Source organism: Coleofasciculus sp., from assembly GCF_046565525.1.
Taxonomy (GTDB): domain Bacteria; phylum Cyanobacteriota; class Cyanobacteriia; order Cyanobacteriales; family Coleofasciculaceae; genus Coleofasciculus.
On record NZ_JBKHUP010000158.1, the window covers coordinates 1 to 12,636 of the forward strand.

Sequence of the window (12,636 nt, forward strand, 5' to 3'; positions counted from 1 at the left end):
TCGCTCTTTGAACTCCGCCAATGCTTCGCCCTTACAAACTGTGTCAAAAGTAATGCAAGTAATCGCTCTTTGAACTCTGCCAATGCTTCGCCCGTACAAACTGCGGCGTTGCAATCACGACACTTAAGTGAACCGCACCCAAGAAGCGCGAAATACCCCTTCTATCTCTATTTTCCTCTAATGGAAAAAGTCGCGCCAAAGAGTTGAGTAACATTTTATTATACCGCGATGGGAGGTGAGGGCTGAGGAAACCTACGCATTAAACTGCTTTTTTGTCAAATCAGCCTCTGGAAAATTAGACTGTGCAACATACTTGTATTATTAGGATTTTTCTGAGGCGAGGGATGAAAAAATAACGCAGCACTAAGGAGTTGAAGCGTTTTTTATTCAAAAATGACTACAAAGCGAGCAGCATACGGTATTTAAATATATGATACTACAACCTCAAACCCAGGTCAAATCATGCTTTAGCCGTGACGTTTTCTACCCGCACTAAGTCCCCTTGTCTTTAGAATATTAAAACTTAAACTTAAAACCTAAAAGTTTTCTTTATAGCAGCCTGCTAATCCTCATTGAAAAAGGGAAAAGCGGATCAGCTTTTCCCTTTAAGCTTTATGGAAGAAATCAGTGTCTGGAATTGAAAGCACAACGGCTAAGTCGGCTAAAAAGAGTTAATTTTCAACGCTCGACCCAGAACTACTAACCAGGTCTTTTTCAATCAGCTTGCCTAAATTAGCCGATTCTAAGAGAGCTTGCCAATTTGCTCTGATCTCTGGATTGTCAGGATTGTTTTCCAGTAATTCAGCCAGCGAACTCGCGGCTTCTGTCCAGACTCCAAACTCGGCATAAACGGCTGGCTTTTCCACTTCTGTAGCATCGGCTAATTCTTGAGCCAGAGCATCTTCTTTGGGAATACGCTTAATCCGTCCTTCAACAATTATATCTCCGGCTGTATCCGATGGGTCGCAACTGACGGAAAAGAACCACTGGTATTCCTGACCAACTTTAACAAAAGCTTCATCCTCTGTAGCGGGTTCAGGAAGACTCACCGTAATAATTCCTGGCGTCTTATTTTCCAGAGAAACCTCCTGCTCATAAATGACCTCAGTGCCATCGGCATTCAGTAATGTAAACGAGGCTTCCGTCGCTTTAGTTTGATCAACGGAAATTAAGAATTTAGGAGCAGCAGAAACAGTCGATTCGACGAGAATTTCTTCTTTTGGCAACTCCTCTTCGTTAATTTTTGGTAGCAGAGGCGTTACAGTTATCTCTTCTCCGTAACATATACCAGGACCACGGGATGTACCTCCACTTCGACCCCAAGACGATCTTACACCTCGCGCTCTGAATCTTGGTCGCCGTGCCAAGAGACTTTCTGAAGGTGTCTGTTGAGCTGGGCTAGACGAACTCGGCTTGAGACTAGCAATTGCCATGGCACTGGCACTCATGACGACTCCCAGAGACAACATCAGGGAAAAGGTTTTAAGATATATAGAGGACTTTTTCATTTTACTCCTTGCCAATGGCAGCACTTAAGACAATTTTAATTAATGCAGTGGCTGTAGTAGAGAGCTTAACCAAGGTAAGCGTATTTATCTACATGGCGACTCCTCTCTATTCAGCAAAGTTCCCTGTCCTAGGCGTAAATTTTAAGAAACGCGCTTGCCAGATTCCCTCATTTCTTTATAGCGACTCAGCGAAGGTGCTGAGCTATGATCTGTTTAACTGAGATAAACTCACTCAGTATACAATTTAAACCCCATAACACCAATAAACTGCCTGGGTACTATATTATATACTGATATTCTATCGGACTTGTTTGTAAAACCTAGGATGATCACACTTCTTTAAGAAAAGTGATTAATGGCAGGGCAAAGTTAGAAAAGCACTATCTTTTCCTAACTTTAAGTTAAGTTTGATTAAGTTTGATTGTCTTAATCCCAGGCTTACCAGCCGAAAAAATTCCGCCCTTTAGGGCGCATTGTCAGCTCATTCACCCATGAGAGCAGGAGGCGATACCCAGATGATTTCTGAAGTTCGTTCATTTTTCGGGCAACATCCCGTAGGAAAAGGACTTATGGCGTTTGGGGGAACCGTGGTTCTCACCAGCTTAGTCGTGACGGGCGTAATTGTAGGACTGCGACAGTTAGGTGCTTTAGAAGGATTTGAACTGGACGCTTATGACCAACTGGTGCGATCGCGTCCTGAACAGGAACCCGATGATCGGGTGTTGGTGGTGGAATATAGCGAGGCTGACATTGCCCAGATCAAAGAATTCCCCATATCAGATGGCACACTGGCGAAGCTGCTACAGAAACTACAGGAGTATCAACCGAGAGCGATCGGTATTGATATTTTAAGGGACGTACCCCAAGGGACAGGTCGTGAGGACTTAATTAATGTTTTGCAAAAAAACGAGAATATTCTTGCCGTTTGCAAAATGAGTTCTTTGAGTGAACCCGGCGTTCCTGCTGCACCTGGAGTTCCCGACGAACGGATTGGGATTGCTGATTTACCCTTTGACTCAGATGTCTCCATTCGGCGCACAATTTTACTGTCAGTTCCGACACCACTAGAAACTCCAGTAAACGATCCCCACCTCTGTCAGATTAGTGAGATTGACGGATACGAAAATCAACTCCCCTCTTTTGCCTTAAATCTGGCACTTTTTTATCTTGAACAAGAGGATGTTTTTTTAGACTACACAGAGACAGGAGAACTGATGTTAGACTCCACTGTCTTGACCAGACTAGAACAACACTCGGGTGGCTATCACAAAAGTGGTGCAGTGGACTACCAGATTATGCTCGATTATCGGTCGGGTGAAAATGCCATTGAGCAAGTCACCGTAACCGATGTATTAGAAGGTAAAATTGATCCCAATCTGGTCAATGATCGAGTCGTTTTGGTGGGGTACACCGCAACGACTGCCAATGATGACTTTGCCACACCGTTTAGTGCAGCTGCTCAGGATCGAGTCGAAATGCCAGGGGTAGTCATTCACGCCCACATCGTCAGTCAGCTTCTGGGTACAGTTTTAGATAGTCGCCCTTTAATTTGGTATTGGTCACAGGGAAATGAAATCCTCTGGATTTTTCTCTGGTCCGTTGTCGGAGGAACCCTGGCTTGGAAAATTCGCCGTCCTTGGATTCTGATTCCGGTTGCGGTAGTAGCCGGTGGTATTTTGTATGGGATTTCCTATTCTCTATTCGTCCAGCAAGCGGGATGGATACCCCTTGTCCCGCCAGCCGTAGGGTTAGTCTTAACCACCTTTAGCGTCGTTATTATTGACCGCTACGGTCAAGTCGTGGCTAAAACCGTTAAAAAACTGCTGAGAATCAACATTGAAATCGATCAAACTAAAAAAGAAGAGGAAGTCGCCCAAATAATAGAAACTGATAGCTTCCAAGAAATTCAGCTCAGAGCCGATGAACTCAGGCTTCGCCGCCAAATCACCAAGACGACAACCTATAACGATAGAGTCACGGATAGAGTAGAACTCAATTGGGAAGAACTTCCCGAACTCGATCAATACCAACAAGTACTGCAACGAGCGAAAGTATTAAGACATCAGCTTAACAGGGTAGAGGATCAACGGGAAGAAATTGAAGAGGTTGATCATTCAACTAACGACTCTTCCGGGACAATGCCAAGGGTTCACAAACAGGCGTTTAATCCCGAAGATGAGACTTACCTCTCGCAATTGCAGAGTCGGGCAAGACGGATGAGACATAAATAATCAGTGATGAACCCTGAACAACGAAGGATTCTCTTAAAACTTGCCGCCAAGGTATCCCAAGATCCTTTGCTCCTGCGGAAACTCAGCGATCAAGTGTATCAGCTAATGCAAGAGGATTTACGCAAACAACGGGAACGCCATAAAAACTACAGAGGGTTACTATAAATGGCTGACAATGGTAATGTTACCCACGAACTCAACTACGTCACCGCTAATCGATTTTATATTGAAATCGAAAGTCAGATTACTGCCTCATTTAGCGAGTGTTCAGGTTTGGGGGTGCAGATTGATAAAGAAGTATACTTTGAAGGAGGAGTCAACGAACAGCAACGTATCTTTCTCAAGCAAGCCAAATTTGATGATGTTACCCTGAAGCGCGGGATTACTGAAGATTTAGTATTCTGGAAGTGGATCAATCAGACGCTCAATCCCGGTAAAAAAGAACGGCGTAATGTCAATATTTTGGTCTTTAACCAAGCCGGAGAAACCATGCAATGTTGGACATTAATCGGTGCGGTTCCAGTCGGTTGGAAAACGCCAGCCTTACAAGCCAGTTCCAGTACCGTGGCGATTGAGGAATTGACTCTCGCCTACGAAGGCTTAAAGGTTCTCGCCCAGCAAGGCGGAGGTGGTGCCAGTACCAATGTACAACGCGATCGCACTGGCTATTTCCCTAGTAACTAATTTGAAATGCTCCCCGTGCCATTATTCATCTTTAGGGGCGGGTTTAGGGAGTTTCGTGCCAGCTATTGATAATCACCTTAAAACTTGCCCTGATTGAGTTTTTAGTTTCAAAGAACTGATGATTTCCGAAATACCACTTGGGATAAAAAAGCCATTACTTCCAGCTAAACCGTTGGGACAGACACCGAGTCAATCTCATTCTTTACCTGTATTCGTTCACTCAAATATTCATAAAATAGACATACTTTCTTCGACTGGGAAAACTCTCTTAGCGACTATAACCCAGAAAGCAGCTACGGCTGTTGCGGATAAAAGAAAAATACCTGTTCAGTCTGAGCAGATTGAGGAAAATCTAGAGAGGGTTGATGAATATGCTGAAAACACAGATAAACCTGACTTAACTGCAACCATTAACCCAGGGGTTGAGCCAGCCAAAGCCTTTCCGCCATTACCAATTAGTTTGGCAAAATTAAACCCAATTACTGCCTTAGGTCAATTTCAAGTTTTAGGTCAATCTTCTCGTTCTACATTGCAGGGATTAAGTCTGAATTTTGAATCTTTAGCTGAGCAAAAATTAGAAGACTTTTCTTTAAGGGGTTTAGAGAATGACCAGAATCCTTTACCTGAGACAAATTTCTCACAATTAAAATCAACCCGTTCCCAAAAGGGGAATTCAGAATTGACTCTAGATAGTCAACCCTCTAGTCAGAGTACACAAACATCTTGGTCAAGTTTGGCTGAATTAGTAGGTGAGGATAGTCCTCCCCCTAGAAATTTACGGGTTATTCAGGATAAAGATGATGCCGAAATGGAAGGGTTCATGTTTACCCCAGAAGGGTTTCGTCCCATTTATGCTAATCCGGAGAAAAAATGGGGCGATGTTCCGGATTTAATCGAAGCGGAAACAGAAACGGTTTCTGGAACCCATCAAATCCCCATAGAAACGATTCAACCCTCTGTAAAAATTGCTACGTCTTCCCCATCAACCGAACCGGAACTTGTCAGTGAATCCAATTTGCGGATGTTGGCACAGGAAATCTACAAATTAGTCCGACAGCGTTTGCAAATTGAGCGAGAACGTTATCGTCGTTAAAGGTTTCAAGGACGCTTTTTTCTTGAAGTCAGTGCCATTCATCTTAGCTGATTGTCAACAGAGTTGACATCTCCTCTCCTTAAAAGAGAGAGGATTCTGAGCTGATGTTAGGCGACAGCTTGAAAGACTGTCGCTTCACATTTCTCACGGTATGATCGTCTCAAGCGAGAAAACAGGTCATACCGTTTCGGCAGTGCCAAGCTGCCCTTACCCACCTTGGCTAGGTTTATTCCTAGCTGTGTGGCTACTTTCGTGATTATGTTTGCCGCCCCATTGCAGTCGGCATTAATCAATTGACCGCCAGATGTTCTATAAAGTCCACGTTTCACTCTTGTACCCGATGGTGTCCATCCTACGGGTTTTTCACCGTGCTTCGGTAGTGAATCACCATCCAAGAATGACGCTTGACTTGTATAAGCTTCCTCTGTCAAGGTCAATATAATCCCGTATTCCTCGCAAAGCTGCTTGAGACGCTCAATCAGCCTGCCCGTGGGGATGGGCATGAAGTTTTGATTACCCCGTTTGCCCATTTGGGGGCTATGCTTGTGCCCCTCGTTCCAGCCAATAACCAGATTGCCGATCCCGTCAGCCAAACACCGATTAACGATGAACCGTGCCGCTTTATTGATGGCGTCCCTCATTTGGTTATTCCGCTTGCGCTGTACCCGGTCTAGGTTGCCATCCCAATAGAATTCGGGCTTACCCTGTTTGTACTTAGCTACCAAGCGGCAATAGCCCTGATTCATTGACTTGAGCTTGCACCCATCAACAATTAGGCTCTTCCCTTGGGTTGATACTCCAGTTAACCAATTGGTGCCGCCGTGGTCAAACCCCCAGGCTTGAGAGTAATCCAGATTGAGGTTGACTTTGACTGGTTTTTTCCCGTCGTCTATCACCCAATCAAGCCAAAACTCACCAAGCCAAGGACGAATCGTTACTTCTTTGACCCAATCCGAGTCAATGAATTCTGGTAATGGTAGCTCAATTTGAGTGATTAATTCAGGCTTGGATTCTTTGCTGATGGATGGACGAAAACACCCGTCCTTATAAGTTAGAGCCTGCCTGGGGAAAGTTACTGCCGCCAAGCCACCTTTTTTCCTGTACTTGGGTAAGGATGGTCGATTGACATCCCCCTGATAATAGGCGCTAACCAAGCTGTTATAACTCTTGATTGATTCACCGACAGACTTCAACGTTTGCTGTGCAGATTGAGCGGCTAGTGCCTTATAATGCGGGTTAAGTTTAAGTTCCTTGTCTAACTCCGGGTAAGTCGTGCGACACCTGTAAAGCTTCCAGCCACACCGGAATTCATCGCTCCGCCAATAAAAGGCAAGAGCATTGGGCTGTTTTTCCCTCCACTGATAATGAGTCTGCCTGGTGTAATAAATCGCACAATTAATTAGGCTATTTGCGTTTTGACACTGGTTCACCCAATAGGCTTTCTCTTCATCCGCAAACTTGGCTTTAATCGGAATAGTTCGATACAGTTCAATCACCTCCTTTATTGCTTTCTATTGTACAATAAAAAGGCAAGTTAATGCCACGAAACGCCAGGTTAAAACCTGGTTTAAAGCTTTCATCCCCCGCTTAAAAGACGGGAATTCTCAGCTTCAGTTATGATAGGGGAACGGGCTGATAATGAGCCAAAGAGCGACGGTGGGGGTTAGAATGATTTAGGTTGTGCGATCGCGTAAAGTAAATCTTCTCTATGCATGCCCTCTCAGTTCCCACTTGGATCATTCACGTCTCTAGCGTTATCGAATGGATTGCCGCTATCTGGTTAATCTGGAGCTATGGTGAAATCACGGGCAATCGTTACTGGTGGGCATTGTCTTGTGCTATGCTTCCGGCATTAGTCGGTGCGATGTGTGCTTGTACCTGGCACTTTTTTGACAATCCTGAATCGTTGGATTGGTTGGTTACCCTGCAAGCCTCGATGACGGTATTAGGAAATGTTACGCTTTGTGCCGCCGCTTGGTGGATTTGGCGCTGTTCCCGAAAATCTGATCAAGATACAAGCGAACCAGAAAAATCTAAGACGCCTGTTGATGTTGTTTAGCCAAAATACCCGTTCAGTGGTATAATACAGCGCTGAATTTTTGGCAAAATCAATACTCTTAGGGGACAAACTAACCTGATTTTCACGGTATGTGGCGCAAAGTGAGTGTGAATTCTCTCCGGGGCGGGTTTCACCACTATCTTTTCGGTTGCAACCTGATGTAACTAAACCCGCCCCGACTCAGGTTTTTAGACTTCCCGTGAAAAGTCAGACAAACTAACAAGGGCGCACGTCGGTGCGCCCCTACTTTAACTCGATAATGTGATGATTTCCAAAGATACTTTATTTGCGGTTTCTTTATTGCCTTACCTAGGTTTTTTGTGGTTTCTAACTCGTTCCGGACAAACCCCACGGTTGGCGCTGATTGGATTTTATGCGCTGTTGGTATTTGTGGCGGTGACGATTCCGGCGGGAATATATGCCAAGGTTGCTTTGGGGGAGCAATTAGCCAATGTTGATTGGTTGCATGGGAGTGCTGAGTTTTTTTTAACCCTATCTAATATTTTGGTCGTGTTAGGTTTTCGCCAAGGGATTATTCAAAAGCGTTCCTCGTCTTAAGTTGTAGGATGTTATAGTCGGGGCGGGTTTAGTTACATCGGGGTGAGGTAAGAAACGATAGTAGTAAAACCCGCCCCTACTTGCTCAAAACTTACTCATCCCAACATCGGCGCTTGTCGGGGATAACGCTGCATTAATGCTCTCACCTCTCCAGCATGATAGGAACTGCGGGTGAGGGGGGAGGAGACAACTTGTAAAAAGCCGATAGATTCGCCAAACTCTCGCCAAGTATCAAACTGTTCTGGGGTGATAAAGTCAGTCACGCCTAAGTGCTTTTGACTCGGTTGAAGATATTGCCCAATGGTGAGAATATCACAATTGACGGCTCGCATATCCTGCATCACTTGGCGCACTTCGGCGTCAGTTTCGCCTAATCCCACCATGATGCCAGATTTGGTATAAATCCAGGGGGCGAGTTTGTGAGTACGTTGGAGAAGTTCGAGCGATCGCGGATAATGTCCTTGAGGACGTACTCGTCGATAGAGTCGGGGGACAGTTTCGGTGTTGTGGTTGAGGACTTCGGGTTTGGCTTGGAGAATGGTGGCTAGGGCGTCCCAATTGCCACATAAATCAGGAATTAATACCTCAATGGTGGTTTGAGGCGATATAGCGCGAATCGCTTCAATGCAGTGGACAAACTGAGAAGCACCCCCATCAGGTAAATCATCCCGATTAACCGAGGTAATCACCACATGGTGAAGTTTCAGTCGCCCTACCGCTTCCGCTAATCGGGTGGGTTCTGTGGGATCAAGGGGTTTGGGTTTCTTCTCGAAATCAATATCGCAGTAGGGACAAGCACGGGTGCAGGCAGGTCCCATAATTAAAAAGGTAGCAGTGCCAGCATTGAAGCATTCGCCGATATTGGGACAAGAGGCTTCCTCACAGACGGTATTGAGTGCTAAATCCCGTAAGATTTCCTTAACGTTGCCCACACGCTGCCATTGCGGTGCTTTGACTCTTAACCATTCAGGTTTAACGACCACTCCTGAACATGCTCCCACGAAAGTACCAGTGTTAATCCTAGCAAGTCTGTGGTAGTATGGATGAGATATTGCGGGATGTAGCGCAGCTTGGTAGCGCACCTCGTTCGGGACGAGGGGGTCGCAGGTTCAAATCCTGTCATCCCGATTTATTCTGTTGATTGCCAAATTATTTGTCATCTGCTTCTGCTAACGGTAGAGCCTGATCAATTTCATCAATTAGCACAACAGTCGGTAACAGGTAATAATACTTTAAACGTCGCACCTTTGCCCACTTGACTCTTCACCGAAATTGAGCCCCCACAACGCAATAACAACTGCTGCACAATGGTTAATCCCAAACCCGCTCCCATTTCTTCTCCAGGAATTGGACGTCCCCGATAAAAACTATCAAAAATCTTAGGAATTTCACTCGCCGCAATTCCACTTCCTGTATCGGTAAACGCAAGCTGAACATATTCCCCCTGAAGACTCCCGAACACCTTCACTTGACCCCCAGGGGGAGTAAATTTGAGACTGTTGTGTAGTAAATTAATGGCGATTTGCCGTAACCAGGTTTCTCGACAGGAAACACTTGGCAGATCAGCTGGGATGGTATAACCGAGTTGAATCCCTTTCTCTTGAGCCAACGGCTGATAGGTACTCACCACACCGGGAAGAATCTGTGCGAGTTCCACGACAGACTTGACTCTAGGTTGGGGTTCGTCGGCTTCAACCAGATCCAGCAATCCCACAATCAACGAATTTTGTCGATCGCATTCACTATTGAGTAGCTGCATATAACGTTGGCGCTGGGCGGGTTTGAGTTGAGGCGACTCCAACAGACTTAGCGCCGTTTTCATATTCGTTAACGGGGTTTTCAGTTCCTGCGCCACTCGCCGCAAGAGTTCGTCTTTATGGCTGAGGTGATGGGTTAATTGGGTGATGGCGCTATTTTGTCCCGATTCAGCCATTGTCCGTGACTGTAAAATCTCCTCCGTTCGCTGTAACTGTTTGATCAACACCTGGGTGATTAATATCTTCTCATCTGTCGCCCGAACCAAAGAAAATGGGTTTTTCCCTCCAGCTAGTAACTCATCGGGTGTACTATCTGCGATCGCAATACTTCCTCGGAGTCCCTGCAAAACCTGATAGATCACTCGTCGCTCAAAGGTACAAATAGTCAGCCATGACTGAGACTGATCAGGACTCTCCCCCTCAAGTCGCTGATATGCCACAATCAGACTGGTCAATTGCTCACAAAGAACTAATAGAAACGACTCCCGTTTCAGCTGGCTTCCGGCGGCTAGCTGAATGGGAAACAGTTGAGCATCCGGGTTCACCCTTGGTTCATCCTGAGTTGCGACAGCATCAGAGGCTTCGCCAAAACAATTACACCAATAGAGGGTTTGAGGAATACCTATCTGTTGTCGATACCGCAACAGTTCCTCCCGCCACCCGGCGACAGATGGAGACTTAACCCAGATCGTAGCCGGGATTTTTTCCTCAATCAGTACATCAACCATGGCTCCAACTAAGGTTTTGAGTCCCACTGGACTGATTGAGAGTGACTGAGGAGTTGTCAAATTATCGAGAGCTAGCTGGTAAAGGGACAAATCCAGTGTAGGTAGTGAGTTCATCAGGGAGGAAAGTTTTGACCCTTCACTTGGCGTATGGCATAATTTTGACCCAATGCGATCCTCGAGGGAACTTGGGTTTAAGGAATGTAGGGGCGGGTTTCATTACTATCGCTTCCTTTGACCCAAATGTAAGTAAACCCGCCCTGAGTGAGCTAACTAAATCGACCTAAGAGAGCCTCTCGCGCTTGTTCACGGTCATCGAAGTGAATTTTTTCTGTCCCTAATATTTGATAGTCTTCGTGACCTTTCCCAGCAATTAACACCCCATCACCGGGTTGGGCTTGTAAGATCGCCGTGCGAATCGCCGTGGCGCGATCGCTCATCACGATTGGCTCTACAGTAGCCGGAATCCCTTCTAAGATATCTTGGATAATCTTTTCTGGGTCTTCAGTACGAGGATTATCTGACGTCACAACGGCTACATCGGCTAATTCAGCGCCAATTTTCCCCATCTTCGGACGCTTGGTGCGATCGCGATCGCCTCCACAACCAAATACACAAATCATTCTTCCCTGAATAAACGGTCGTGCGGCTTTGAGCAAGTTCTCCAGACTATCCGGCGTATGAGCATAATCGACAATCACGCTAATATCCTGATCCGGTTGAATTTGCACCCGCTCCATCCGCCCGGGTACTCCCGGAAATTGGTTTAAGGCAGTGATCACAATGTCTAGATCTAACCCTAAATTTAACACTGCACCAATGGCAGCCAAAACGTTTGACAAATTATACTGACCCACCAGGGGAGAATTGAACGTCACTTCACCGACTGGCGTGTGCAGCGTTCCTTTAACACCAATCAATTCATAAGTCAAGTCACTCGTATACAAATCTGCCGAGGCATCATGAACACTGTAACTCCAGGTGCGATCGCGTCCAAGTTGTTCAATTAAACGCTTACCGTAGGGATCATCGGCATTAATAATCGCTTTACCGTGGAGATAATCGGGATTAAATAATAATGCCTTTGCCGCGAAATAATCCTCCATATCGCGGTGAAAATCCAAATGGTCTTGGGTGAGATTGGTAAATACAGCGACATCAAACTCACATCCTAGCACCCGACCTTGTGCCAGGGCATGGGAACTGACTTCCATCACCCCTAACTCACAACCCGCCGCTACAGCTAAACGTAGCTGCTGTTGCAGTTCTACGGGAAAGGGTGTGGTGTGAACAGCCGTTTGGGAAAATCCCTGCCATCGGGCATAAAGTGTACCAAAAAGGGCAGTGGGACGCTGGGCTTGGGTGAGGAGAAATTCAATCAGATGGGTTGTCGTGGTTTTGCCATTAGTCCCGGTTACGCCAACTAACTGAAGCTGGCGGGTAGGATAGTCGTAGAACGCCGCCGCCGCTTGGGCGCAGGCTACCGTCATGTCAGTAGCACAGATAATGCAGGGAGGTTCAGCATCGGGTTTTGGCTGAGGCGGGTGTTTTTGTGCCGCTTGGGGAGAAATTAAAGCCGCGACAGCACCAGACGCGATCGCACTTTGCCAAAATTCCCCACCATCTACACGGGTTCCGGGCATACCAATAAACAAATTTCCGGGTTGACAGGCGTGGGAATTAGTACAGATTCCCGTGATTTGGGCGTCAAGTGCTGGATGATTCGGCATTTGCACACTATTAGGAATCGCCCTTAGTAGATCATGTAGCTTCATCGTATACCTCGTGAGACTCCGGGTTCAGCGAAGCAACCCGGAGAGGGATAGAGGTCAAATCTTGCCACATTGAGTGGCAAGATTTGACCGGTCTAGTTGAAGGCACGACGATTAACCCCGTGCTTCGCTGCAACAACTGGACTTTTTTGGCAGTAAACTGCCCCAATCTTTTCCAATTTCCATCGCTAACGGAAACCTGAGTTTTAGTGTCCCCAGAACACCAGCCTGTGTAAGTCTTTCCCGCTT

The 12,636-nt window shown here is 46.1% G+C and carries 11 protein-coding genes, 1 tRNA gene and 1 pseudogene; 7 read left to right on the top strand and 6 right to left on the bottom strand.

What is annotated here, in order from left to right; genetic code table 11:
* Window positions 1–671: 671 nt before the first annotated feature.
* A complete protein-coding gene (locus ACLGGO_RS32855; protein WP_446422468.1) occupies window positions 672–1,508 on the bottom strand; it encodes a DUF928 domain-containing protein in 837 nt (278 codons plus the stop codon).
* A 491-nt stretch (window positions 1,509–1,999) separates the two neighbouring features.
* Between ACLGGO_RS32855 and ACLGGO_RS32860 the strand changes: the two genes are divergently transcribed.
* The 4 genes from ACLGGO_RS32860 to ACLGGO_RS32875 all read left to right on the top strand — a co-directional run bounded on the left by ACLGGO_RS32860 (window position 2,000) and on the right by ACLGGO_RS32875 (window position 5,516).
* Window positions 2,000–3,739: a CHASE2 domain-containing protein gene (locus tag ACLGGO_RS32860; protein WP_446422469.1), complete on the top strand. Its 1,740-nt coding sequence runs from the start codon at window positions 2,000–2,002 to the stop codon at window positions 3,737–3,739.
* Window positions 3,740–3,745: 6 nt separating this feature from the next.
* On the top strand, window positions 3,746–3,904 hold the full coding sequence (locus tag ACLGGO_RS32865) for a hypothetical protein (protein WP_446422470.1): 159 nt from the start codon (window positions 3,746–3,748) through the stop codon (window positions 3,902–3,904).
* Window positions 3,905–4,423, top strand: a complete 519-nt coding sequence (locus ACLGGO_RS32870) for a phage tail protein (protein ID WP_446333929.1) — start codon at window positions 3,905–3,907, stop codon at window positions 4,421–4,423.
* Between the two features lie 118 nt (window positions 4,424–4,541).
* On the top strand, window positions 4,542–5,516 hold the full coding sequence (locus ACLGGO_RS32875) for a hypothetical protein (protein ID WP_446422471.1): 975 nt from the start codon (window positions 4,542–4,544) through the stop codon (window positions 5,514–5,516).
* A gap of 107 nt (window positions 5,517–5,623) precedes the next feature.
* Here ACLGGO_RS32875 and ACLGGO_RS32880 read toward each other — a convergent pair whose 3' ends face one another.
* Window positions 5,624–7,003, bottom strand: coding sequence for an RNA-guided endonuclease InsQ/TnpB family protein (locus ACLGGO_RS32880; protein ID WP_446422477.1), 1,380 nt, complete (start codon window positions 7,001–7,003; stop codon window positions 5,624–5,626).
* A gap of 221 nt (window positions 7,004–7,224) precedes the next feature.
* Between ACLGGO_RS32880 and ACLGGO_RS32885 the strand changes: the two genes are divergently transcribed.
* Together ACLGGO_RS32885 and ACLGGO_RS32890 are read left to right on the top strand one after the other, a co-directional pair.
* Window positions 7,225–7,575 (top strand): DUF2499 domain-containing protein, encoded by a 351-nt coding sequence (locus ACLGGO_RS32885; RefSeq protein ID WP_446422472.1) that lies wholly within the window; start codon window positions 7,225–7,227, stop codon window positions 7,573–7,575.
* 264 nt (window positions 7,576–7,839) lie between these two features.
* Window positions 7,840–8,133, top strand: a complete 294-nt coding sequence (locus tag ACLGGO_RS32890) for a DUF3593 domain-containing protein (RefSeq protein ID WP_446422473.1) — start codon at window positions 7,840–7,842, stop codon at window positions 8,131–8,133.
* Between the two features lie 95 nt (window positions 8,134–8,228).
* On the opposite strand, the gene lipA is transcribed toward ACLGGO_RS32890, so the two are convergent.
* Window positions 8,229–9,116 (bottom strand): lipoyl synthase, encoded by an 888-nt coding sequence (gene lipA / locus ACLGGO_RS32895; protein WP_446422474.1) that lies wholly within the window; start codon window positions 9,114–9,116, stop codon window positions 8,229–8,231.
* Window positions 9,117–9,187: 71 nt separating this feature from the next.
* On the opposite strand from lipA, the gene ACLGGO_RS32900 reads away from it, so the two are divergent.
* Window positions 9,188–9,261: transfer RNA gene (locus ACLGGO_RS32900), tRNA-Pro, on the top strand.
* 67 nt (window positions 9,262–9,328) lie between these two features.
* Here the strand turns inward: ACLGGO_RS32900 and ACLGGO_RS32905 are convergent.
* From ACLGGO_RS32905 to ACLGGO_RS32915, 3 genes and pseudogenes are all read right to left on the bottom strand, one after another.
* Window positions 9,329–10,732 (bottom strand): DICT sensory domain-containing protein, encoded by a 1,404-nt coding sequence (locus tag ACLGGO_RS32905; RefSeq protein ID WP_446422475.1) that lies wholly within the window; start codon window positions 10,730–10,732, stop codon window positions 9,329–9,331.
* 152 nt (window positions 10,733–10,884) lie between these two features.
* Window positions 10,885–12,390: a UDP-N-acetylmuramoyl-L-alanyl-D-glutamate--2,6-diaminopimelate ligase gene (locus ACLGGO_RS32910; RefSeq protein ID WP_446422476.1), complete on the bottom strand. Its 1,506-nt coding sequence runs from the start codon at window positions 12,388–12,390 to the stop codon at window positions 10,885–10,887.
* A pseudogene (locus tag ACLGGO_RS32915) lies at window positions 12,377–12,636 on the bottom strand (RRXRR domain-containing protein); the annotation flags it as partial. The gene ACLGGO_RS32910 and the pseudogene ACLGGO_RS32915, both read right to left, overlap by 14 nt.